Here is a 21,860-nt window from a genome sequence, read left to right as displayed (position 1 = left end):
GGGGGAGGCGCGCAGCGCCTCGGGGGTGGGCCTGATCATTCGCGGAACTCGGGAGCCCAGTGCAGCAGCCGCCGCTCCAGCCACGTCACGCAATACACCAGCGCGATCCCCACCAGCGACAGCAGCGTGACCGCGGCGAACATGTCGGTGGCGTTGAGCGTGGCCAGCGCGGTGATCATCAGGTAGCCCATGCCGGTGGTGGAGCCGACGAACTCGGCCAGCACCACGCCGATCAGCGCGAAGCTGATGGCGTTGGGCAGTGCGGCGAAGGTCCAGGCCGCCGCGGTGGGCACGCGCACGCGCCACAGGATCTGGCGCGGCGAGCCGCCCAGCGTGCGGCAGAAGTCCACCAGCTCGCGCTCCACGCTGCGCCCGCCCTTGTAGGTGTTGAAGAACACCAGGAAGAACACCACGAACCAGGACGTGACCACCTTGGACGCCAGCCCCAGCCCGAAGAACATGGTGATGAGCGGCACGAAGGCGATGCGCGGCATGGAATTGAAGGCCACGATATAGGGATTGAACACATCGGCCAGGAAGCGGCTGCGGCTGAGCGTCATGCCCACCAGGAAGCCGCTGCCCACGCCCACGGCCAGCCCGATCAGCGTGGCCTGCAGCGTTAGCCACAGATGCGGCCAGACCGAGCGCGGGCCGGGTTGCAGCCATTCCCACAGCCGCACGGCCACGCGCGAGGGCTGGCTGATGAAGAAGGGATCGAACAGGGTGTTCTGCGTGAACCAGGGGATGCGCGTCAGCGTTTCCCAGGCGCCCAGGATCACGGCCAGGATCAGCACCTGCCACAGCGTGACGCGGACGCGGCGGGCGATGGCGGCGCGGCGGTCCAGGCGCAGCTGGTCCTGCAGCGCGTGGGCGGATTCATGGCGGGGAGTCGTCGCGGAAGTCATGGCGTCCGGTCTCAGGCGGCGGCGCGGAACTGCTGGCCCAGCACGCTCCACAGGCTTTGCACGTGGGCGGTGAACTGCGGCGTCTCGCGCAGCGTGAACACGTCGCGCGGATGCGAGATGGCGATGCGCTCGTCCAGCAGCACGCGGCTGGGCGGGCCGGACAGCACCACGACGCGGTCCGACAGCGTGATGGCCTCGTCCAGGTCGTGCGTCACCATTACGATGGTCTGGCCCAGCTTGCGCCAGATCTCGATCAGCTCGCGGTGCAGGTGCGTCTTGGTGTGCGTGTCCAGCGCGCCGAAGGGCTCGTCCAGCAGCAGGATGCGCGGTTCCACCGCCAGGCTCATCAACAGCGCCACGCGCCGCCGCATGCCGCCCGAGAGCTGGTGCGGATAGGCGTCGGCGAAGTCCGCCAGATGGCCCAGCTCCAGCAGCTCGGCCACGCGGCTGGCGATCCGTTCGGGCGCCACGCCCTGGAACTTCAGGCCCAGGGCCACGTTCTTGCGGACGCTGAACCAGGGCAGCAGCGTGTCCTTCTGGAAGATGTAGCCCAGCCGGGGCGGCACCTGGCCGTTGACGACCTGGCCGTCCACGCGGATCTCGCCGGCGGTGGGCGGCAGGAAGCCCGCGATCATGTTCAGCAGCGTGCTCTTGCCACAGCCCGAGGGGCCGACGATGGACACGAACTCGCCCGCGCCGATGGCCAGGCTGACCTCGCCCACCGCATGCGTGACGCCCTGGCGCGTGGGGTACGCCTTGCCAACCCGGTCCAGCTCGATCATTACAGGCCCCGGGCGCGGCGCACGAAGCTCATGTCGACGCAGCGCGAGTACGGCACGGTCTTGAGTTCGTCGTTCGAGAACTGGCGGCCGTCGCCCATGATGGCGCTCATGCGCTGGTAGGCGTCCTCGGTGATGATGTTGTCCGACAGGAACACGGTCTGCTTGTAGACGCCCAGCGTCTTCTCGATGGCGCTCTTGGGGAAAGCGCTGAGATAGTCGTCGTAGATCGCCTCGGTGATGGCGGCGGCGTCATGGGCGCCGATGAAATCCTGCGCCTTGACCAGCGCGCCGACGAAGGCCTGCACCGTTTCGGGGCGCTTCTGGATGGTGTCGGCCAGCGTCAGCGCGGCGATGCCGGGCACGTCTCCGCCCATGAACTCGTTCCACGAGGCCTCGGTGGTGGCGTCGAAGATCGGCGCGCCCCAGCCTTCCTGGCGGGCTTGCTCCATCATCGACATGGTGGCCATGCTGGCCGAGACCGAGCCGGTCTTGAGCGCGCCCAGCATGGTGGCCAGGTCGCCCAGCGGGCGGATGTCCACCTTGTCGGCCACGCCGGCCTTCTGCATCAGGTACAGCGCCATCAGCCAGGTGCTGGACTGCGGCTGGGTCGCGCCCACGCGCTTGCCGGCCAGGTCTTTCAGCGACGTGATCTTGCCGCTGTCGTAGTCCTCGCGCCGCACGATCACGTTGGCGTAGGTCAGTTTGCGGTCGAAGCCGAACACCAGCGTGGCCGGCTTGCCGGCCAGCGTCAGCGCGGGCGCGGCGGTGGCGGCGGTGGCGCCGAAGACGATCTGGCCGGCGGCCAGCAGCTGGTTGGTGCGCGGGCCGCTCTGGGAATTCAGGTACTCGACCTCCAGCCCGGCCTCGCCGAAATAGCCGCGCTTGAGCGCCACGTAGCCGGCCGCGAAGAAGGGATCGATGCTGCCCTGTCCGTAGACCACGCGGCCGAGCTTGGGCTGGGCCAGCGCCACGCGGCCCTCGATCAGGCTGAGGCCGGCCAGCGCGCCGGCGGCGGTCAGGATGCGGCGGCGGGCGGGGGAGCGGGGGCTTGCGGTCATGTCGTCCTCTTCGGTCGTGTGCGGTACAGCGGGGTAAACAATACCGCAATACGGCGGCGTTCCGGGCGTTTGGCGCTTGCCGTAATCGAAAGGCCGTCAATGAAAAACGCCCGGTCTCCCGGGCGTTCCTCAACGGCTGCCGATCGTTCCGGTTCAGGCCGCGGTCTTCTTGGCCGTTTTCTTGGCGGCGGTCTTGGTCGCGGTCTTCTTCACCGCAGCCTTCTTGGCCGGGGCTTTCTTGGCGGCCGTTTTCGTGGCCGTCTTGGTGGCTGTCTTGGTCGCCGCCGTCTTGCTGGCCGTCTTGGCCGGCGCGCGGCCCGGCTTTTCAGGACGGGGCTCGAACTCGAAGCCGATCTTGCCGTCGGGCTGGCGCACCAGGAAGGCCTTGAACTTGCGGTTGGTGCGGCTGGAGACGAAGCCGTCGAGCAGGCCGGTGCGGCCCTCGGTCAGCAGCTTTTCCATTTGCTCGCGCGAGATTTCCTGCTGCAGGATGACCTTGCCCGAACGGAAATCGCAGGTCCTGGCCGGACCCACGGACTTCTCGCAGACATAGCTCATGCCGTGCTCGAACACGCGCGACGAGCACTTGGGGCAGGCGCCGACCGGCGTGTGGCCGGAGAAGTCCACGGCTTCGGCGTCGTCCTCGTCGTTCTGGCCGAAGTCGAATTCCAGCTTGTACTCGTCGCTGATGCGCAGGATGGCGGCGAAGGGCCGGCCCATCTTGCTGATGAAGCCTTGCAGCGGGCCGATCTCGCGCTTGGCCAGCAGCTCCTCGACTTCCGGCAGCTCGAAGGTGCGTCCGCCCGGGTGCTTGCCGATCGAGAAATCGCAGCTGGTGCAGGCAAAGCGCCGGTAGTTTTCCTTGACCACGGCGCCGCACTTCGGGCAGGGCGTGCGCAGCGTGGCGTAGTCGCCCGGCACCGTGTCGCGCTCGTATTCCTTGGCGCGCTTGACGATGACCTGGGTCATCTGCGCGATTTCGCGCATGAACGCCTCGCGGCCCAGGCCGCCCTGCTCGATCTGCTTGAGCTTGTGTTCCCATTCGCCGGTGAGTTCGGGCGAGGTCAGTTCGGTCACGTCCAGGCCGGACAGCAGCGTCATCAGCTGGCGCGCCTTGGCGGTGGGCACCAGGTCGCGGCCTTCGCGGCGCAGGTAGCTTTCGTTGAGCAGGCCTTCGATGATGGCCGCGCGCGTGGCCGGCGTGCCCAGGCCGCGCTCGGACATGGCTTCGCGCAGCTCTTCGTCGTCGACCAGCTTGCCCGCGCCTTCCATGGCCGACAGCAGCGTGCCTTCGTTGTAGCGCGCGGGCGGCTTGGTGGTCAGGCCCACGGCTTCGACGTCCTCGGTGCGCACGGTCTCGCCGTCGGCCACCGGCACCAGGTTGGCGTCCTCGCCCTGGGCTTCCTTGCCGTAGACGGCCAGCCAGCCGGGGGCGACCAGCACCTTGCCGTCGGTGCGGAAGCGATGGCCCTGCACCTCGGTCATGCGGGTGGTGACGCGGTATTCGGCGGCGGGGAAGAACACCGCCAGGAAGCGCTTGAGCACCAGGTCGTACAGCTTGCCCTCGGCCTCGCTCAGGTCATGCGGGATCTGCAGCGTGGGGATGATGGCAAAGTGGTCCGACACCTTCTTGTTGTCGAAGATGCGGCGGTTGGGCTTGACCCAGCCCTCGCCGACCACGGTGCCGGCATGGCGCGCCAGGCCGCCGACGGCGTTCGAGCCGCCCTGCGCCAGCGCGCGCATGGTTTCCTTGACCGTGTTCAGGTAGTCCTCGGGCAGGTAGCGCGAGTCGGTACGCGGGTAGGTCAGCGCCTTGTGGCGTTCGTACAGGGTCTGGGCCAGCGCCAGCGTGGTCTTGGCCGAGAAGCCGAAGCGGCCGTTGGCCTCGCGCTGCAGCGAGGTCAGGTCGTACAGGGCCGGCGACATCTGGGTCGACGGCTTGGATTCCTCGGTCACGCTGCCGGGCTGTTCGCGGCAGGCCGCCACCACGCTCTGGGCGGCGGCTTGCGACCACAGGCGCGATTCGCGCTTTTCCGGGTCGCGCTCGTCCTTCTTGAAGTCCGGGTCGATCCAGCGGCCTTCGTACAGGCCGGCGGCGGCCACGAACTGGGCGCGCACTTCCCAGTAGTCGCGCGGCACGAAGGCGCGGATGCGTTCCTCGCGCTCGGCCACGATGGCCAGCGTGGGCGTCTGCACCCGGCCGACCGGCGTCTTGAAGAAGCCGCCGTCCTTGCTGTTGAAGGCGGTCATGGCGCGCGTGCCGTTGATGCCGACCAGCCAGTCGGCCTCGGCGCGCGAGCGCGCGGCCGCTTCCAGCGGCTTGAGCTGGACGTCGTCGCGCAGGTTGGCGAAGGCCTCGCGGATCGCGGCCTGGGTCATGGACTGCAGCCACAGGCGCTGGATCGGCTTTTTCACGCCGGCATACTGAATGATGTAGCGGAAGATCAGTTCGCCCTCGCGCCCGGCGTCACAGGCGTTGATGATGGCGTCCACGTCCTTGCGCTTGGCCAGGCGGACCAGCAGTTTCAGGCGTTCGGCTGATTTCTTGTCCGTGGGGCCCAGCTCGAATTCAGGCGGAATGACGGGCAGGTGCGTGAAGCTCCACTTCCCTTTGACAGGATCGTTGGGCGCGACCAGGCTCAGCAAATGGCCGATGCTGGAAGCCAGTACGTAACGTTCGCTTTCAAAATAGTCGCCCTCGCGCGCGAAGCCTCCCAAGGCGCGTGATATATCAAGGGCCACCGAGGGCTTCTCGGCAATAATCAGCGTTTTATTCATGTGTATCCAGTGGCGGCGGACCCGCCTTAGTAGCGCGGATAATAAGATCGGAGATTCTCGACATGCAAGTCGGCACTGAAAGGCAAGCGGGATCCGAACTGCACGCTTGGCGTCAATTCCTGGCGCGAAGCACCCTCTGGCTGGGCGTTTTGCTGCTGGGCAGCGCCGCCATTTGCTGGGTCGCGGCCAACTGGCAGGACATGAGCAAGGTCCAGCGATTCGCCGGCGCCCAGGCCCTGTTGGCCGTCTGCGCGCTGGCCGCCGCCTGGGCCGGATTGCGCCTGCGGACCGCCGCCGGCGCGCGCGGCGCCATCCCCGGCGCCCTGCTGGCGCTGGCCGGCATCCTGCTGGGCGCCCTGCTCGCGTTGCTGGGCCAAACATACCAGACCGGCGCCGATACCTGGGAACTGTTCGCCTGGTGGGCCGTGCTGCTGCTGCCCTGGGCGCTGGCCGCGGCCAGCCAGGCGGTCTGGCTGCTGTGGACCCTGGTCGTCAACGTGGCCATGGTCCTGTGGCTGGGCGAGCGGGTCTTCAGCTGGTGGGGACTCCTGGGCGCGACGTACCTGCCCGCCCTGATCGTGGCCGGCCTGAACCTGGTGATACTGGCGGCCTGGGAACTGGCCGCGCGCCGCTGGCGCGCCAGCACCCTGGTCGGTCCGCGCCTGCTGGCCGCGCTGGCCATCGGCGCGCTGGTGATGTCGACGATGTACACCGACCTCTTTATCGGCCGCAGCTACGGCAGCACGACTGGCAGCATCGCCTGGCTGGCGGTCACGCTGGGCCTGGGTTTCTATTATCAGAAGGTGCGCCGCGACCTGGTCATCCTGGCCATGCTGGCCGCCGGCGTGATCTGCGTCTCCCTGCGGGTCGTGGGGGAATGGCTGCTGCGGCTGGAGCCCGGCGCCTGGGCGGCGCTGCCCCTGGCCGCCCTGCTCATGGCCGAGGCGGTCTGGGCCGCGCGCTGGCTGCGCGGGCTGGCCGCCGAGGGCAAGACGGCCGCGCCGGCGGCCGATGCCGAGCCCGCCAGCGCCTCGGCCGGCAATCCCGTGGACCCGGCCCCGGCCGGCGAGCCGGTGGCCCAGGTCGCCCCGCCCGCGACGCCCGCCGCCGATGCGCCCTGGTACGTGCAATGCCTGCTCGGCCTGAGCGCCTGGCTGGCGACGCTGCTGCTGCTGTTGTTCATCGGCGTGTCCCAGATCGTCAGCACGCAGGAAGGCGCGCTGGTCGCCGGGCTGGTGCTGTGCGCGGCCGGCGTGGCGGTGCTGCGCAGCGAGGCCGGCCCGTTCTGGCGGCAATGCGGCACGGCGATGGCCTTCGCTGGCGAGCTGCTGGTCATTTTCGGAATATCAGACTCCGCGTCATTCACCAACGCCTGCCTGTTCGTGCTGGCGCTGGCCGTGGCGGTGTATGTGCTGGGTACCGATCTCATCCTGCGCTTCCTCAGCGGCCTGCTGATCGCGGGCGCCGCCGCCGGGCTGATCTGGCGCGGCCTGTCGCCCGAGCTGGTGGACGAGAACCTGTTCGACGCCCTGTGGCGCTTCGATTCCGCGCGCGCCGCCTTCCTGTGGCTGCCTATCGCCGTGACCGGCGCCTGGGGCGCGGCGGTGGCGTTCAGCCTGAGCCGCCGTGATGCCAGCCCGCGCGCCCGCGCGCTGGCGCCGCTGGCCTGGGCCTTCCTGCTGTCGGTGCAGTGCATGGTGTGGCTGGCCGGCGGCATTTCCGCCCAGCAGCTGCCGGCCATGTGGGCGGTCAACCCGCGTTCGGCCGTGCTGGTGGTCGCCGGCGCCCTGCTGCCGGCCGCCACGGCGCTGTCCGTGCTGTGGCCGCGCCGCCGCGTGCTGACGGCCGGCCTGCTGTGGGGCGTGCCGCTGGCGCTGCTGATCCTGGCGCTGTTCTGGCTGCCCAGCCCCGGCGTGGGTTTCGCGCTGGCCTGGCTGTTGCTGGGCTTCGGCCTGGGCCTGCGCAGCCTGACCGTGTTCGGCGTCGGCAGCCTGCTGGTCTACCTGGGCGTCTATTACTACCAGCTGGAAGTGCCGCTGCTGCAAAAGGCCGTCTGGCTGGGCGGCGGCGCCCTGCTGCTGTTCTTCCTGCGCGTCATGGTGTGGCTGGTGCCGCGCCTGATGCGCACCCGCGAGGACGGCCCGCGCGCCATCCTGCCGCCGGTCTCGGCGGCGCTGCGCTGGCGCACGGTGGGCGTGCTGGGCGGGCTGGCCCTGGTGCTGGCCGTGGCCAACGGCAGCATCTGGCAGCGCGAGCAGCTGCTGGGCAGCGGCCGCGTCGTGATCCTGGAGCTGGCGCCGGTGGACCCGCGCTCGCTGATGCAGGGCGACTACATGGCGCTGACCTTCGCCGCCGGCCGCGAGGTCACGCGCTTGCGCAAGGACGGCTCGCGCGACCCGGCCCTGACCCAGGACGAGGTGCTCAACTACGAGCCGGACGGCTACCTGGTGCTGGCGCAGGACGAGCGCGGCGTGGGCAAGGTCCTGCGCATCCAGCCCGGCACCCAGCCGCGCGTCGATGGCGAGGTGCCGCTGCGCTACCGCGTGCGCGATCACAGCGTGCGCATCGTCACCAATGCGTATTTCTTCCCCGAAGGCCAGGCCAAGCGCTATGAAGTCGCGCGCTTTGGCGAATTGCGCGTGGGCGAGAACGGCGAGGCGCTGCTGGTGCGGATGCTGGGGGCGGATTTGCAACCGCTGTAGAGGCGGGGACAAGATTGCCGCGACGGTCTTGAGGACGTTGCGGGAATCCGCGCCGCCATGGCGCGCACGTTATTGGTAAGTTATTGATCCGGCAGTGGAATCGGTCGTGTTGGCGCGGCGCAAGCCGCGAGCCCCAGGGCCGCAAGCCGAAACCCGCAAGCTCAGCCGCCCGGAGGCGGAAAACGGCGCGCCCATTGCGCCGTGGCCCGCGCCAGGAAATCCGCCGGGTCGGCGGCGCCGTTGATCGATTCGAAGCCCAGCGCGCGCCAGGCGCCCTGTAGCGCGGCCAGCGGAGCGTTCGTGTCGATGGCCGGCGCGCCGTTCTGCTTCGACAGTTTCAGGCCGCTGTCGGCGTCCAGGATCAGCGGCACGTGCATGTAGCGCGGCAGCGGCAGGTCCAGCAGCCGTCCCAGCAGACGCTGGCGCGCCGTGGAGCTGAGCAGGTCGGCGCCGCGCACCACGTCCGTGACGCCCTGGGCGGCGTCGTCCACCACCACCGCCAATTGATAGGCCCATAGCCCGTCGGCGCGGCGCAGGGCGATGTCGCCCACCGCCCGCGCCACGTCCTGCTCCTGCGGCCCCAGCCAGCGGTCCTCGAAGCGTTCCACGCCGTCCGGCATGCGCAGGCGCCAGGCGCGTGCCTCGCGGCCTGGCGGCAGGCCGTGGCGGCAGGTGCCCGGATAGGGCCGCTCGCCGTCGGCGCCAGACGCGGTCTGGCCGCGCAGCGCCGAATCGGCGATCTCGCGCCGGGTGCAGCCGCAGCCGTAGATCAGCCCGCGCGCGGCGAGCGCGTCAAAGGCCGCCTGGTAGGCATCGCCGCGCCGCGACTGCCACATGATCTCGCCGTCCCAGTCCAGGCCCAGCGACCGCAGTTGCGCCATGATGCAGTCGGCGGCGCCCGGCACGGTGCGCGGCGTGTCCACGTCCTCGATCCGCAGCAGCCAGCGTCCGGCGCTGGCGCGCGCGTCCAGCCAGCTGGCCAGCGCGGCCACGAGCGAGCCCGCGTGCAGCGGGCCGCTGGGACTGGGGGCGAAGCGGCCGATGTAGGTCACGGACAGATCAGCTCAGGGCAAAAGACAAAGCGCCGCGCATGCGCGCGGCGCCGGAAAGGGAATGGGCAGAACGGCGTGAGGCCGGCAAGGCGCGGCCGCGATCAGTGCAGGCGCCGCACGCCCTCGTCGTCCAGCAGCTCTTCCAGGACCAGATTGTCGATCTCGGCTTCCTGGCTCCAGAGCACCATGAGGGCGATGATCTTGATCTTGTCCAGCGGTACCGGGGTTTCGGGCGACGCCAGGCCACGGTCGATGACGATTTCGCGCAGCGGCGCGGGCAGCACGCCGGCCGATTCCAGGAAGGCGATGAAGCCGATGGATTCGGAGCCGAGCTGCTGGTATTCGTTGTCCGTGTAGATCCGGGTGCCGGTGTTGGGCACCTGGGCGAGATCGACGCAGCGTTCGGTGGTCTCGGCCAGGCCGTACAGCCAGCCGAGGGCGTCGTCGATGTCTTCATGCTCGAAGCCGGCCGCGGCGAGCCGCTTTGCCAGGACGTCGGCCGCGGGACAGGCTTGCGGCGTGTAGTAGTTCTCGAACAGATAAACCAGGATATCGAACATGTTGCGCACTCTAGTGCTTGTTTGCACAGTCGGCCCGGATATCGGCAGACCAGCAAACATGAATTTTACTGTGCGCCGAAATATTTCCTCGGGCAACCGAGAGGACGGAGGGTTGTTGTATGGCCGTCATCGTGCGGGAACTGTCACATATCTGCGGGCATTTTGCTTTCAGAATGAATGATTCGGCAGGTCGGACAAGGGGCAGGTCGGGAGGTATTCCTGACCCGCCCCTTTTTTCGCAGTGCTATTACAACGGGCATGGGCCTGTTGCTGAGCCTGTGTCGGAGGGACGAAATGCTCACTGTCGCCAGCAGAAGGCGATGCTCCTGGGCTAAGTTCACAGTTGCCGCACTAGCAGTAACTCCGATTTATGAGTATCGAAAACTATACCCGTTTCGGGTATAGTTTTGGGGATAGTGATGATGCGTACTTTCAAACGCAGGGATTTTGCGCGCTGGCAGGCACGCGAGAAATTGGCCGACGCCGCGTTGTGCAAGGCGGTTCAGGAGATGGAGAGCGGCTTGGTCGATGCGAATCTGGGCGGTGGCCTCTACAAGCAGCGGGTCGCCCGCTGCGGCGCAGGCAAGCGCGGCGGCTATCGAACCCTGCTGTCGGCCCGGATCGGCAAGCGCCACATATTCCTGCACGGGTTTCCCAAGCGCGACAAGGCGAACATCACAAGGGAAGAAACGCAGGCGTTGCAATTCGCGGGCAAGGTGTTCCTGGAGCTGTCCGCCGATGCGCTTGCGACTGCCCTGAGCGTGGGCGTGCTACTGGAGGTGCCTTGTGAGCAAGATCATTGAATCCCTGCGTGGCGACCTGGCTGCGCTGTACGAAGCGGGCGCGATCAGCAAGGTGACGATGCGTCAGTTCGACGCGATCTGTCCAGCGCCGGTGCGGGAGTTCGAGGCGGCCGACATCAAGCGCCTGCGCGACTCGCTGAAGTTCAGCCAGCCGGTGTTCGCGCTGCATTTGCACACCACGGCTTCGACGGTGCGCAAGTGGGAGCAGGGCGAAACCCGCCCCGCCGGCCCCGCGCTCAAGTTGCTTAATGTCATCGCGGACAAGGGGCTGCAGGCCATTCTCTGATGGCCTGCGGTGCCGCGTGGCCGCAGGCCGATGGCTCGCGGCTGTTAACGAAGCATATCGACGTTGGCAAGGCTGGGGCCGCATCGGCCCCAGCACCCGCCAGGTTCAAGCCGGCCGCAGCGCGTTTTCCCGCTTCAGTTCCGCCAGCTGCCGGATGAACACCGGGATGCAGATGGCCAGGCCGATCAGCCCGCTCATCAGGCCGGGGATGATGGTCAGCAGCGCGCCCACCGTGCACAGCCAGCGTTCCCAGCTCTTCATGCCGACCAGCATGTAGCGCGAGAAGGCCGCCGACAATAGCACCAGGCCGATCATGCAGCCGACCAGCGTCACGAAGAAGTCGTACCAGGTGAAGCCCTGCACCGAGATCAGCAGCGACGGCGAGAACACGAACACGAAGGGCACGATCAGCTTGGTGATGCCCAGCCGGAAGGCCGTGTTGCCGGTCTTGAACGGATCGCTGCCCGCCATGCCCGCCGCCGCGTAGGCCGCCAGCGCCACTGGCGGCGTGATGTCCGCCAGGATGCCGAAATAGAACACGAAGAAGTGCGCCGCGATGGGCTGCACGCCCAGCTGCACCAGCGTGGGCGCGGCCACCGCCACCATGATCAGGTAGTTGGCGGTGGTGGGAATGCCGCAGCCCATCAGGATGCAGACCAGGCCGGTCATGATCAGCGCCGCGATCAGCGTCAGCGTCTGCGTATTGGCAATCATGTCCGGAATGAAGGCCGAGGCTCCGCCCGCCAGCGATTGCGCCGCCGAGATCACGATGTACGAGATCTTGAAGCCCACGCCGGTCAGCGTGACCACGCCGATCACGATGCCCACCGTGCCCGCCGCGGCGCCCACCGCCAGCGCGTACTTGGCGCCGGTCTCGAAGGCCTCGTACAGGTCGCGCAAGCGCAGGCGCTGGAACGGATTGAGCAGGCCCACGATGATGCAGCCCGTGATGCCGGCGAAGGCCGCCAGGTACGGCGTGCGGCCGCTGGCCAGCACGCCGATCAGCAGGATCAGCGGGATCAGCGTCGGCCAGCGCTTCTTGAACGATTCGCGCAGCTTGGGCATTTCCTCGTTCGTCAGCCCGCGCAGCCCTTCGCGCTTGGCCTCGAAGTGGACCTGCATGAACATGCCGAAGAAGTACAGGAAGGCCGGGAAGATGCCCGCGATGGCGATCTGCTGGTACGGAATGCCCAGGAATTCGATCATCAGGAACGCGGCAGCGCCCATGATGGGCGGCGTGATCTGCCCGCCGGTGCTGCTGGCGGCCTCGACGCCGGCGGCGAAGTGCCTCGGATAGCCGATGCGGATCATGGCCGGGATGGTCAGCGAGCCCACCGTGACCGCGTTGGCCACCGACGAACCCGACAGCATGCCGAACATGGCCGAGCCGAACACCGACACCTTGGCCGGGCCGCCCGCGTAGCGGCCGGCGATGGTCGAGGCCACGTCCAGGAACAGCTGGCCCAGGCCGATGCGCGTGGCCAGCACGCCGAACAGCACGAAGTGGAACACGTAGGTCGCCACCACGCCCACCGCCACGCCGTACACGCCCTGGCTGGTCAGGTACATGTGGTTGACGATCTGCGGCCAGGTATTGCCCGCGTGCTTGAGCAGGCCGGGGAAGTATGGCCCGAACATGGCATAGGCCATGAACACCAGCGCGATGATCGGCAGCGGCCAGCCCATGGCGCGGCGGGTGGCTTCCAGCAGGCCCACCAGCAGGATCGAGCCCATCAGCACGTCCACCGGCAGCGGATTGCCCACGCGGAACGCCAGGTCCTCGAAGATGTAGGGGATGTACAGCACCGACAGCGCCAGCGCGATCGCCATGGCCCAGTCGTACAGCGGCACGCCGCCGGGGGCGAACCAGGTGGACTTGGGCTGGCGCTGGTAGTGCGACTTCGAGAAGCCGAACACCAGGAAGATCAGGCTCAGCACGAAGGCCAGGTGCACGCCGCGGTGTGTCGCCTCGCGCAACAGCCCGAAGCCGGCGGTGTAGTAATGAAAGAGGGATAGTGCCACCAGCAGCCCGGAGACGATCCAGGTGGCGGTCTTGTCCAGCGGCCGGAAACGGATTTCCGAATCGTACTTTTCCGCCAGCTGCTGGGTCTTATCGTGGTCTATTTCCATAGCCGTAGTTCTCTGGGTGATTCCACAAACAGGGCCGCTCGCGGCGGCCCTGCCTATGCGACGCATACCGCGCCGGACATGCCCGCGTGGCTGGCATGTGTGCATGCTGATGTGTACCTACTGGCTTGCCACTTGGTCTGCTGCTTCGGGTCCTGCGTTGGCGCGCCAAGCTCCGGGCCTTACGCGGGCAGTCAATCGATCGAGCCTCGCGGCATACCCGACGCAAGCCTCCAGCGCCTCCCGATCGCACCGCAGCGGATCCGGCTCTGCCGGTCCGCCAGCGGGCCCCCTTGAGGGGGAAGCGCCGCAGGCGCTTCGGGGGTGGGCTACTTCAGCAGGCCGATTTCCTTGTAGAACTTCTCGGCGCCCGGGTGGAACGGAATGCCCGCGCCCTTGACCGCGTTGTCGCGCGTGATCAGCTTGCCCTTGGCGTGGCCGTTGTCCAGCGTCTTGCGGGTGGCGTCGCTGTACAGCGCCTTGGTCACTTCATAGACCACGGCCTCCGGCACCTTGGTCGAGCTCACCATCTGCGCGTTGACCGAGATGGTCTTGACCTCGCCCACGTTCTGGTAGGTGTTGGCGGCGATGGTGTCGGGCGTGAAGAACTCCTGCTTGGCGCGCAGCGCGTCGATCTCGGGGCCGACCAGCGACACGATCTCGATGCCCGCGCCGCTGGAGGCCAGCTCGGCGATGGCGCCGGCCGGCGCGCCGCCGACGAAGAAGAACGCGTCCAGGCCGCCGTCCTTGAGCTTGTCGCCGGCCTGGTTGGGCTTCAGGTATTCGGCCTTGATGTCCTTGTCGGTCATGCCGTAGGCGCCCAGGATCAGGCGCACGTCGACCAGCGTGCCCGAGCCGGGCTCGTCCATCGACACGCGCTTGCCCTTCAGGTCGGCCACGCTCTTGATGCCCGAGCCCTTGCGCGCCACCAGGTGGATGCTCTCTGGGTACAGCGTGGCGATCAGGCGCAGGTCCTGGGCCTTGGGCTTGCCGTCGAAGGTGCCGGTGCCGCTATAGGCCCAGAACGCCACGTCCGACTGCGTGAAACCGGCCTCGAACGAACCGCCCAGGATGCCGTTGATGTTGGCCACCGAGCCGTTGGACGCGACCGCCGTGGCGATCAGCTTGCCCGGCTGCGACACGGCGTTGGCGATGATGCCGCCCACCGGGTAGTAGGTGCCGGCGGTGCCGCCGGTGCCGATACGGAAGAACTGTTGCGCCTGCGCGGCGCCGGCGATGCCGACGGCGGCCGCGGCGAGGGTCAGGGTGGTGATCCACTTCTTGAGTTTCATGCGAGCTTCTCCGGTTCCATGTGTGTTCTGAGTCGGTATGCCTTGCCGTGGCCGGGCGGCCGGCAAGGACGATGCCTGCATGCCGCGCCGCGCCTGGGGCGAAGCCCGAGGGCGGCAGGCCGGCACAAGGCCCTTGCGTCATCTCCGTCGCGCGGGCCGTCCGTTCCCCTTGATCTCTTTCCGCCGCGCGCCGGGGCCCGAAGCGGAAAAGCCCCTTGTGTCAGGCCTGATGACCAGGCAAGCGCGGGGGCGTTTGTTGTGATGAAATTCTGTCATGCTGTCCCCGCCCCGCCAATGGCCGAGGGGCTATGGTTTACCTGGGGGTAGGCTCGCGGTTTGGTTATGGGCAGGCGTGCTTTGGTTATGGCGAGCCGCTGGTTCGCGCTTGTATCGCCGGCATGCCGCCCCGCCGCTTTTCCCCACGCATCGCCCGCAGGCGTCAGCCGCCTGATTGTTGAATGTTTGAACGAAAAAACGGAGCCATCCCGATGTCCCAGGAAGTCATACGCGGCATAGCGCTGCCCCCCGCCGCCCAGCCCGGCGATCCGCTGGCGCGCGTCGACACGCCCAGCCTGGCGCTGGACCTGGCGGCCTTCGAGGCCAACCTGCGCGCCATGCAGGCCTGGGCCGACCGCCACGGCGTGGCGCTGCGGCCCCACGCCAAGGCCCACAAGTGTCCCCAGGTCGCGCTGCGCCAGCTGGCGCTGGGCGCGCGCGGCATCTGCTGCCAGAAGGTCAGCGAGGCCCTGCCCTTCGTCGCCGCCGGCGTGCGCGACATCCACATCAGCAACGAGGTCGTGGGCCCGGCCAAGCTGGCGCTGCTGGCCCAGCTGGCGCGCGCCGCGCGCATCAGCGTCTGCGTCGACAACGCCGCCAACCTGGCGCGGATCTCGCAGGCCATGGCCGGCGCCGGCGTCGAGGTCGACGTGCTGGTCGAGATCGACGTGGGCCAGGGCCGCTGCGGCGCGTCCGACGAGGCCACCGTGCTGGCCCTGGCGCAGCAGGCGCGCGACCTGCCGGGCGTCAACTTCGCCGGCCTGCAGGCCTATCACGGCTCGGTCCAGCACGCCCGCGGCCGCGAGGAACGCGCCCGCATCTGCCGCGACGCCGCGCGCATCGCCGCGTCCTATGCCCAGCTGCTGCGCGAAAGCGGCATCGCCTGCGACACCATCACCGGCGGCGGCACCGGCAGCGTCGAGTTCGATGCCGCCAGCGGCGTCTACACCGAGCTGCAGGCTGGTTCCTACGCCTTCATGGACGGCGACTACGGCGCCAACGAATGGGGCGGGCCGCTGACCTTCCAGAACAGCCTGTTCCTGCTGTCCACCGTGATGAGCACGCCCGCGCCCGACCGCGCCGTGCTCGACGCCGGCCTCAAGTCCGCCTCCGCCGAATGCGGCCCGCCCGCCGTCCACGGCGAGCCCGGCCTGACCTGCACCGCCATCAACGACGAGCACAGCGTGGTGCGCGTCGAGCCGGGCGCTAGCGCGCCGGAACTGGGCGCGGTGTTGCGGCTGGTGCCGGCGCACGTCGACCCGACCTTCAACCTGCATGACGGGCTGGTGGTGTTCCGGGACGGCGTGGTGGAGGATATCTGGGAGATTTCGGCGCGTGGGTATTCGCGCTGAACCCTGCCGCGTTGCGGCCGCATGCGGGATGGCGCTACTGGCGCGTGTCTGCATGATTCGGAAGCAAAAAAACGCCGGCGCGCACAAGGCGCGCCGGCGGCAAGGCCAGGTTGCTACGGGGCGATCAGCGTGCCTGCTGTTGGATCTTCTCCCCGCCACGCTCGATGTCTTTGCCGGCACCTTCGACCGTGTTGCAGCCCGCCGTCATGCCGGTCACGACCATGACCAGCACGATCCAGATCCGTTGCGCCATTGCGGTTCTCCTTGTTGCGTTCATGTGCTGATGCCTTACTTGCCGTAGCGCGTCTTGGCTTCGGCCAGGCAGGCGTCCTTGGCGTCGCCGGACATGGCCGTGCATTTCTTCTTGGCCACGTCATAGTCCGCGTCCTGGCGCGCCTTGGCCGCGTCGTGGTTGGCCTCGGCCTTCTGCTTGCCGGCCTTGGCCTGCGCCTCGGCCACGTCCTTGTCGGCGCGCGCCTGCTTCAGGCAAAGATCCTTCGAGTCGCCGCTGCGGGCGTCGCATTGCTTCTTGGCCGCGTCGTAGCGCGCGTCGATCTGGTCCTGGGACATGGCGTTGCCTTGCGCATGGGCCGGGGCCAGCGCGGCGCCCAGCGCCAGGGCCAGGCCCAGGGCGGCGTTTCGGTAGTGCTTCATGATCGGTGAGCTCCTGTCAGTGCGAAGAAAGAGAACGGGCTGGCGCGATCCGCGCGCCAGCGGCGCGGCGCCTCGAGCGGGGACGGCTCGCGGCGCCGGGCGCGTGTTCTCCCTACTTCTTGTCCAGCGCGTCGCGGGCCTGGTCCTTGGCTTCGCCGATATTGCGCTGCACCTTGCCGACGGCCTTCTCGGCCTTGCCTTCGATTTCCGTCTGGCGGTTGCCGGTCAGCTTGCCGGCCGTTTCCTTGATCGCGCCCTTCACTTCCTTGGCGGCGCCTTTGATGCGGTCGTTGTCCATGGGGTTGCTCCTTGGGTTCCAGTTGCGGGGAAATCGCGCGCCGGGCGGCTGGCAGGCCGTGGCCGCGGACGAACCCAATATAGGAATGGCGGCGCGCGCGCGTAAGAAACGCACGCACCAGATCGACTGGTACTTTTCTACTTGTTTGATGGATGGCGCCCGAGCAGCCTGCCCGCGCCGTGCCTACTTCCTCGCGCGCTTGCGCGGCGGTTTCTCGTAGCCCACGATGCCGCGCTGGCGCGCCCAGATGATGGCGGCGCTGCGCCGGTGCACGTCCAGCTTGCCGTACAGCGCCGCCACATGATTGCGCACCGTGTTGCGCGACAGATGCAGCGTGGCCGCGATCTCGGCGTCGGTGTGGCCGTCGCAGATCAGGCCCAGGATCTCGCGCTCGCGCCGCGTCAGGTCGGCCAGCTCGCCCTGCGACTGCGGCGCGCCGGGCGCGCGGATCTGCGCCAGCTTCTCGATCACGGTGCGGCTGAACCAGGAAGTGTCCTGCATCACCGTCTCGATGGCCTCCATCAGCTCCAGCTCGTTGCGCTTGCGCTCGGTGATGTCCTGGATCGCGCCCAGCACGCAGGGCAGGTCCTGGATATTCACCGGCGCGGCCGACAGCAGGCAGTCCAGCAGCGCGCCCTCGCGCGTGCGCAGCGCCATTTCCAGGCTGCGCACGCTGGCGCCCTGCTCCAGCGAGGCCATGGCGCGGTCGTAGGCGCGCGGATCGGTCCACAGCCGCGCCAGCGCGTCCTCGTCGCGCGACAGCGTCGCGGCGTCGTAGCCGGTGGTGGCGACGAAGGCGTCGTTGACCTCCAGCAGTTGGCCTTCCGCCGTGCTCAGCGTCATCGGCACCGGCGCCAGCCGGAACGCCGTGGCGAAGCGCTGTTCGCTGTGGCGCAGCGCCGTTTCGGCCTTGCGGCGCGGTTCCAGGTCGTTGAAGGTGAACAGCATGCAGGGCTGATCGGCCACCTCGATGGGCTGGCCCGCCACCACCACCAGCTTGCTGGCGCCGCCCTGCACCGCGATGCTGGATTCCGTCTGCGCAATGGTGCGGCCTTCCGCCAGCCGTTGCAGCGCATCCTCGCGCTGCGGTGTGTCGCCCAGCACGTCGAGCTCGCGCACGGTCTTGTCCAGCACGTCCTGGCGCGCGTAGCCCGTCATTTCCAGGAAACCCTGGTTGACCTTCACATAGCGCAGGTCCGCCAGCGAGCAGATCACCGCCGGCGCGGGATTGGCGTTGAAGGTGCGCTCGAAACGCTCCTCCGCGCTGTAGCGCTCGGTCACGTCCAGCAGCACCAGCACCATGCCTTCCACCGCGCCCTGCGCATCGTTCAGCACCAGGTTGCGCACCTGGTGCATGCGGCGGAAATCCGGATCGCGCCGGCTGCACACTTCCACCACCATGTCCTTGAAGGCCTCGCCCGCCAGCGCCCGGTCCATCGGGTACTGCGCCGCGTCCAGCTTGCGATTGTTGCGGTAGCGCAGCGTGTACGCCTTGCGATAGCCGGCCGCCGTGCCGCCCAGCCCCGCCAGGTCCGCCACGCCGTGCATGGCCAGCGCCGTGTCGTTGGCCCAGGCGATATGCCGGTTGTTGTCCAGCAGGATGATGCCTTCGATCAGGCCGTCGATGATCTCCAGCAGATGGCGGCGTTCGGTCGTGAACGCCGTGGCGGTCTTCTTCATCCTGTCTCCCTGGTGCGCGAGGCGGGCCGCGCGGCGCGGCCCGGAGGTAGGAAGAAAGTACTAGATAAATTCGTCCCGCGAGCTCTGTGCGCGGTTACGAGCTGCTTCTATCGTGGTCCTGCGCTCGTTATGCGTGCCGCCTCATCTGTATCGCCTTGCGCGAATTTTCAGGAGACCACCATGAATACGACTCACCCGCCCGGCGACGCGCCGGCCAAGCAAGCTCCCGGTCAGCAGCAGCAGCCGGGCAAACCCGGGCAGGACGACAATCAACCGGGCCGCGTGCCGCCGGAAGTCCCCGGCAAGCCCAATCCGCCGGGGCAGCCCGGCGAGCCTGGCCAGCCGGGACAACCGGGGCAACCGGGGCAACCGGGAGATCCCCGGCAACCGCACAACCCGGACCAGCCGCGCCGGCCTGGCGATCCGGGCAGGCCTGATGTGAAAGCCCTGCATTGAGCATGGCGAGGCCATAAGGCAACGGGCCGTCCCGCAACGCGGCGACGGCCCGTTTGCAAGACGCTGCCAGCGTTCAGTCGACCTGCGCGCCCGACTGCTTCACCGCCTCGCCCCACTTCTTCACTTCGCCGCTGATGAAGCTGCCGGTCGCCTCGGGCGTCATCGGCATCGGCTCGGCGCCGCGGTCGCGGAAGAACTTCTGCATCTCGGGCGTGCCCAGCACGCGGCCGATCTGTTGGCTCAGGTAGTTCGTCACCTCCGGCGGCGTGCCGCGAGGCGCCAGCACCGCCGCCCAGCCGATCGCCTCGAAACCCGGATAGCCGGACTCGGCCACCGTCGGCACGTCGGGCAGCTGCGGCAGCCGCTTGGCCGTCGTCACCGCCAGCGCCACCGCCTTCTTGTTCTGCACATGCGGCAGGCCGGCGGTCACCGAGTCCACCATCAGCGGCACCTGGTGTCCCAGGAAATCCGCCTGCGCCGGGCCGCTGCCCTTGTACGGGATGTGGCGGATGTCGATCTGGGCCGCCGCCTTGAACATCTCGGCCGACAGGTGCTGCGTGCCGCCGATGCCCGCGCTGGCATAGGCCAGGTCGCCCGGCTTGGCGCGCGCCTGCTCCACCAGCTGCTTGAGCGAGCTGATGCCCGAGGCCGGCGTCGCCAGGAACATCAGCGGCACCGAGAACACGCCCGACACCGGCGCGAAATCGTCCGGCAGCTTGTAGTTCACCGTCTTGTACAGCGTCTGGTTCACCGCCGCCGCGCTGCCCGCGATCACGAGCGTGTAGCCGTCGGGCGCCGAGCGCGCCGCCTGCTCCATGCCGATATTGCTGCCGGCTCCGGCCCTGTTTTCAACCACCACCGGCTGCTTGACCGCCGCGCCCAGCTTTTCGGCCAGCGCGCGGGCGAAGATGTCGGTGGCCTGCCCGGGCGGGAACGGCACGATCAGGCGCAGGGGACGGTCGGGATAATCGGCATGCGCCGGGGCGCCGGCCGCCGCCAGCGCCAGGCCAGCCGCGAGGCTGGAAAGAATACGTTTCATGATTGGTCAGTAAAAAGCGATAAAGGTCTGCGCGCGGGGTAGCGCCTGTTGCATAAAATAGAGCGCCCGCGTCGCCAGCCTTTTTGAGGCGGCCTGGGGCGGATCGGCAGGGGGTGCGTCACGATAGCATCCCCCCGCCGGTGCTAAATTCGCGTTTTAGCGTTTCCCCGTCTTTCAACCCTGTACCCTCATTCCGCAGGAACCGCCATGGAATTCAGCCAGTTCAACGTCAACGCCCTCATGGAGATCACCTCCCGCCCGGACCTCGTGTTCGTGCGAGGCCAGGGATCCTGGCTGGAGGATCACGCGGGCAAGCGATACCTGGACTTCGTCCAGGGCTGGGCCGTCAACACCCTGGGCCACAGCGCCCCGGAAATGCAGAAGGCCCTGTTGGACCAGTCCAAGCTGCTGATGAACCCGTCGCCGGCGTTCTACAACCTGCCTTCCATCGAGCTGGCCTCGCGCCTGACCGGCGCGTCGGTGTTCGACCGCGTCTTCTTCGCCAACAGCGGCGGCGAAGCCAACGAAGGCGCCATCAAGCTGGCGCGCAAGTGGGGCCAGGTCAATAAGAAGGGCGCCTACAAGATCATCACCATGAACCACGGCTTCCACGGCCGCACGCTGGCGACCATGTCCGCGTCGGGCAAGCCGGGCTGGGACAAGATGTTCGCCCCGCAGGTCGAAGGCTTTCCCAAGGCCGAGATCAACGACCTGGAATCGGTGCGCAAGCTGATCGACGACCAGACCGTCGCCATCATGCTGGAACCGGTGCAGGGCGAGGCCGGCGTCATCCCCGCCACCAAGGAATTCATGCAGGGCCTGCGCAAGCTGGCCGACGAGCACAAGCTGCTTTTCATCGTCGACGAAGTGCAGACCGGCATGGGCCGCACCGGCACGATGTTCGCCTACCAGCAATCGGACGTGGTGCCGGACATCATGACGCTGGCCAAGGGCATCGGCGGCGGCGTGCCGCTGGCCGCCCTGCTGGCGCGCCAGGAAGTGTGCGTGTTCTCGCACGGCGACCAGGGCGGCACGTATAACGGCAATCCGTTGATGGCGGCTGTTGGTGTCGCGGTGTTCGACGCGCTGGCCGCGCCGGGCTTCATGGAATCGGTCAATGCGCGTGCCAAGCAGCTGTCGGAAGGCCTGCTGGCGCTGTCGGCGAAGTACGGCATGCAGGGTGAGCGCGGGATGGGTCTGCTGCGCGCGCTGGTGATGGATCGCGATGATGGTCCGGCGATTGTCGAGGCTGCGCGCAAGTTGTCGCCGAATGGCTTGCTGCTGAATGCGCCGCGCGGGAATCTGCTGCGCTTCATGCCGGCGCTGAATGTGACGGCTGAGGAGATCGATACGATGCTGGCGCAGCTGGATGGGTTGATTGCGCAGGTGCGTAAGTAAGGCGCTGCTGCGTTGATTTTTGAGTAGTACGGGCAAGGGCCGCGATGCATTCGCGGCCTTTGTTTTTGGGTGTCTGGCTTCCATGTGCGAGCGCAAGGGTAGCTGGGATACCCCTCTATTGCACATACGCCTACAGCGGTGGGTCAATCGATGAGACAGCACGCAGGCCATCACAGAACAGGTTCATGTATAGAACATGCCAGTCCAGTCTTGCTGCGGGAATGACTTGCGCTGCGTGTCAGCGAATTGTCCTTGCTGCTCTGGCGTCGTACGGCAAACCTGCAGTTTGGTGGCGCGCTTTCTTTTTCTTAACCGAGCGCAGAAGGCAGGCCAAGCCGAGGGCGCTGCTCCTCGGCTTGGCC

The 21,860-nt window shown here is 67.9% G+C and carries 19 protein-coding genes; 6 read left to right on the top strand and 13 right to left on the bottom strand.

The genetic code is table 11. The features are described from left to right. Window positions 1-35: 35 nt before the first annotated feature. The 4 genes from AC6LJ9_RS24815 to AC6LJ9_RS24800 all read right to left on the bottom strand — a co-directional run bounded on the left by AC6LJ9_RS24815 (window position 36) and on the right by AC6LJ9_RS24800 (window position 5,523). Entirely contained in the window at window positions 36-905 is an 870-nt protein-coding gene (locus AC6LJ9_RS24815; RefSeq protein ID WP_498149584.1) for an ABC transporter permease, read from the bottom strand. Window positions 906-916: 11 nt separating this feature from the next. Continuing rightward, the gene (locus AC6LJ9_RS24810; RefSeq protein ID WP_498149583.1) at window positions 917-1,687 is read right to left on the bottom strand and encodes an ABC transporter ATP-binding protein; all 771 of its coding nucleotides are present in this window, start codon (window positions 1,685-1,687) and stop codon (window positions 917-919) included. Then, entirely contained in the window at window positions 1,687-2,745 is a 1,059-nt protein-coding gene (locus tag AC6LJ9_RS24805; protein ID WP_498149582.1) for an ABC transporter substrate-binding protein, read from the bottom strand. Before AC6LJ9_RS24805 ends, AC6LJ9_RS24810 begins: the two co-directional genes overlap by 1 nt. A gap of 153 nt (window positions 2,746-2,898) precedes the next feature. Continuing rightward, complete coding sequence (locus AC6LJ9_RS24800) at window positions 2,899-5,523, bottom strand: DNA topoisomerase III (protein ID WP_498149581.1); 2,625 nt, start codon at window positions 5,521-5,523, stop codon at window positions 2,899-2,901. 62 nt (window positions 5,524-5,585) lie between these two features. On the opposite strand from AC6LJ9_RS24800, the gene AC6LJ9_RS24795 reads away from it, so the two are divergent. Then, complete coding sequence (locus tag AC6LJ9_RS24795) at window positions 5,586-8,225, top strand: GDYXXLXY domain-containing protein (protein ID WP_498149580.1); 2,640 nt, start codon at window positions 5,586-5,588, stop codon at window positions 8,223-8,225. A gap of 161 nt (window positions 8,226-8,386) precedes the next feature. Here the strand turns inward: AC6LJ9_RS24795 and gluQRS are convergent, their stop codons facing one another. Together gluQRS and AC6LJ9_RS24785 are read right to left on the bottom strand one after the other, a co-directional pair. After that, window positions 8,387-9,277, bottom strand: coding sequence for a tRNA glutamyl-Q(34) synthetase GluQRS (gluQRS, locus tag AC6LJ9_RS24790; protein WP_498149579.1), 891 nt, complete (start codon window positions 9,275-9,277; stop codon window positions 8,387-8,389). A 101-nt stretch (window positions 9,278-9,378) separates the two neighbouring features. After that, the gene (locus tag AC6LJ9_RS24785; protein WP_103271884.1) at window positions 9,379-9,837 is read right to left on the bottom strand and encodes a Smg family protein; all 459 of its coding nucleotides are present in this window, start codon (window positions 9,835-9,837) and stop codon (window positions 9,379-9,381) included. A gap of 419 nt (window positions 9,838-10,256) precedes the next feature. On the opposite strand from AC6LJ9_RS24785, the gene AC6LJ9_RS24780 reads away from it, so the two are divergent. Both AC6LJ9_RS24780 and AC6LJ9_RS24775 read left to right on the top strand, forming a co-directional pair. Continuing rightward, on the top strand, window positions 10,257-10,640 hold the full coding sequence (locus AC6LJ9_RS24780; protein ID WP_498149578.1) for a type II toxin-antitoxin system RelE/ParE family toxin: 384 nt from the start codon (window positions 10,257-10,259) through the stop codon (window positions 10,638-10,640). Further along, window positions 10,624-10,926, top strand: a complete 303-nt coding sequence (locus AC6LJ9_RS24775) for a helix-turn-helix domain-containing protein (RefSeq protein WP_498149577.1) — start codon at window positions 10,624-10,626, stop codon at window positions 10,924-10,926. Before AC6LJ9_RS24780 ends, AC6LJ9_RS24775 begins: the two co-directional genes overlap by 17 nt. Window positions 10,927-11,031: 105 nt before the next feature. On the opposite strand, the gene AC6LJ9_RS24770 is transcribed toward AC6LJ9_RS24775, so the two are convergent. Both AC6LJ9_RS24770 and AC6LJ9_RS24765 read right to left on the bottom strand, forming a co-directional pair. Beyond that, window positions 11,032-13,056 carry a TRAP transporter permease gene (locus AC6LJ9_RS24770; protein WP_498149576.1) on the bottom strand — a complete coding sequence of 675 codons (2,025 nt, stop codon included), beginning with the start codon at window positions 13,054-13,056 and terminating at the stop codon, window positions 11,032-11,034. A gap of 326 nt (window positions 13,057-13,382) precedes the next feature. Then, the gene (locus AC6LJ9_RS24765) at window positions 13,383-14,345 is read right to left on the bottom strand and encodes a TAXI family TRAP transporter solute-binding subunit (protein ID WP_498149575.1); all 963 of its coding nucleotides are present in this window, start codon (window positions 14,343-14,345) and stop codon (window positions 13,383-13,385) included. Between the two features lie 488 nt (window positions 14,346-14,833). Between AC6LJ9_RS24765 and AC6LJ9_RS24760 the strand changes: the two genes are divergently transcribed. Further along, window positions 14,834-15,973 (top strand): DSD1 family PLP-dependent enzyme, encoded by a 1,140-nt coding sequence (locus AC6LJ9_RS24760; RefSeq protein WP_498149574.1) that lies wholly within the window; start codon window positions 14,834-14,836, stop codon window positions 15,971-15,973. A 124-nt stretch (window positions 15,974-16,097) separates the two neighbouring features. Here AC6LJ9_RS24760 and AC6LJ9_RS24755 read toward each other — a convergent pair whose 3' ends face one another. The 4 genes from AC6LJ9_RS24755 to AC6LJ9_RS24740 all read right to left on the bottom strand — a co-directional run bounded on the left by AC6LJ9_RS24755 (window position 16,098) and on the right by AC6LJ9_RS24740 (window position 18,605). After that, entirely contained in the window at window positions 16,098-16,196 is a 99-nt protein-coding gene (locus tag AC6LJ9_RS24755) for an entericidin A/B family lipoprotein (RefSeq protein ID WP_498149588.1), read from the bottom strand. Between the two features lie 65 nt (window positions 16,197-16,261). Beyond that, window positions 16,262-16,627 (bottom strand): hypothetical protein, encoded by a 366-nt coding sequence (locus AC6LJ9_RS24750; protein ID WP_212317912.1) that lies wholly within the window; start codon window positions 16,625-16,627, stop codon window positions 16,262-16,264. 112 nt (window positions 16,628-16,739) lie between these two features. Then, window positions 16,740-16,925: a CsbD family protein gene (locus AC6LJ9_RS24745; RefSeq protein ID WP_212317910.1), complete on the bottom strand. Its 186-nt coding sequence runs from the start codon at window positions 16,923-16,925 to the stop codon at window positions 16,740-16,742. Between the two features lie 183 nt (window positions 16,926-17,108). After that, complete coding sequence (locus AC6LJ9_RS24740) at window positions 17,109-18,605, bottom strand: PAS domain S-box protein (protein WP_498149573.1); 1,497 nt, start codon at window positions 18,603-18,605, stop codon at window positions 17,109-17,111. Between the two features lie 180 nt (window positions 18,606-18,785). Between AC6LJ9_RS24740 and AC6LJ9_RS24735 the strand changes: the two genes are divergently transcribed. Continuing rightward, complete coding sequence (locus AC6LJ9_RS24735; RefSeq protein WP_498149572.1) at window positions 18,786-19,061, top strand: hypothetical protein; 276 nt, start codon at window positions 18,786-18,788, stop codon at window positions 19,059-19,061. 73 nt (window positions 19,062-19,134) lie between these two features. Here the strand turns inward: AC6LJ9_RS24735 and AC6LJ9_RS24730 are convergent, their stop codons facing one another. Continuing rightward, complete coding sequence (locus AC6LJ9_RS24730) at window positions 19,135-20,100, bottom strand: Bug family tripartite tricarboxylate transporter substrate binding protein (protein ID WP_498149571.1); 966 nt, start codon at window positions 20,098-20,100, stop codon at window positions 19,135-19,137. A gap of 207 nt (window positions 20,101-20,307) precedes the next feature. Between AC6LJ9_RS24730 and AC6LJ9_RS24725 the strand changes: the two genes are divergently transcribed. Beyond that, entirely contained in the window at window positions 20,308-21,498 is a 1,191-nt protein-coding gene (locus AC6LJ9_RS24725; RefSeq protein WP_212317901.1) for an acetylornithine transaminase, read from the top strand. The last annotated feature ends 362 nt before the right edge of the window (window positions 21,499-21,860 follow it).

Source organism: Achromobacter sp. 1011811831 (genome assembly GCF_059760905.1).
Note: the sequence above shows the minus strand (reverse complement) of the source record. Positions and strands in the feature narration are given on the sequence as shown.

Coding starts and splice junctions, on each gene's coding strand:
- AC6LJ9_RS24805 (WP_498149582.1), bottom strand. CDS start 2,745: ATGACCGCAAGCCCCCGCTCCCCCGCCCGCCGCCGCATCCTGACCGCC.
- AC6LJ9_RS24740 (WP_498149573.1), bottom strand. CDS start 18,605: ATGAAGAAGACCGCCACGGCGTTCACGACCGAACGCCGCCATCTGCTG.
- AC6LJ9_RS24780 (WP_498149578.1), top strand. CDS start 10,257: ATGATGCGTACTTTCAAACGCAGGGATTTTGCGCGCTGGCAGGCACGC.
- AC6LJ9_RS24800 (WP_498149581.1), bottom strand. CDS start 5,523: ATGAATAAAACGCTGATTATTGCCGAGAAGCCCTCGGTGGCCCTTGAT.
- AC6LJ9_RS24755 (WP_498149588.1), bottom strand. CDS start 16,196: ATGGTCGTGACCGGCATGACGGCGGGCTGCAACACGGTCGAAGGTGCC.
- AC6LJ9_RS24795 (WP_498149580.1), top strand. CDS start 5,586: ATGCAAGTCGGCACTGAAAGGCAAGCGGGATCCGAACTGCACGCTTGG.
- AC6LJ9_RS24815 (WP_498149584.1), bottom strand. CDS start 905: ATGACTTCCGCGACGACTCCCCGCCATGAATCCGCCCACGCGCTGCAG.
- AC6LJ9_RS24760 (WP_498149574.1), top strand. CDS start 14,834: ATGTCCCAGGAAGTCATACGCGGCATAGCGCTGCCCCCCGCCGCCCAG.
- AC6LJ9_RS24735 (WP_498149572.1), top strand. CDS start 18,786: ATGAATACGACTCACCCGCCCGGCGACGCGCCGGCCAAGCAAGCTCCC.
- AC6LJ9_RS24810 (WP_498149583.1), bottom strand. CDS start 1,687: ATGATCGAGCTGGACCGGGTTGGCAAGGCGTACCCCACGCGCCAGGGC.
- AC6LJ9_RS24730 (WP_498149571.1), bottom strand. CDS start 20,100: ATGAAACGTATTCTTTCCAGCCTCGCGGCTGGCCTGGCGCTGGCGGCG.
- AC6LJ9_RS24745 (WP_212317910.1), bottom strand. CDS start 16,925: ATGGACAACGACCGCATCAAAGGCGCCGCCAAGGAAGTGAAGGGCGCG.
- AC6LJ9_RS24725 (WP_212317901.1), top strand. CDS start 20,308: ATGGAATTCAGCCAGTTCAACGTCAACGCCCTCATGGAGATCACCTCC.
- AC6LJ9_RS24765 (WP_498149575.1), bottom strand. CDS start 14,345: ATGAAACTCAAGAAGTGGATCACCACCCTGACCCTCGCCGCGGCCGCC.
- AC6LJ9_RS24750 (WP_212317912.1), bottom strand. CDS start 16,627: ATGAAGCACTACCGAAACGCCGCCCTGGGCCTGGCCCTGGCGCTGGGC.
- AC6LJ9_RS24785 (WP_103271884.1), bottom strand. CDS start 9,837: ATGTTCGATATCCTGGTTTATCTGTTCGAGAACTACTACACGCCGCAA.
- AC6LJ9_RS24770 (WP_498149576.1), bottom strand. CDS start 13,056: ATGGAAATAGACCACGATAAGACCCAGCAGCTGGCGGAAAAGTACGAT.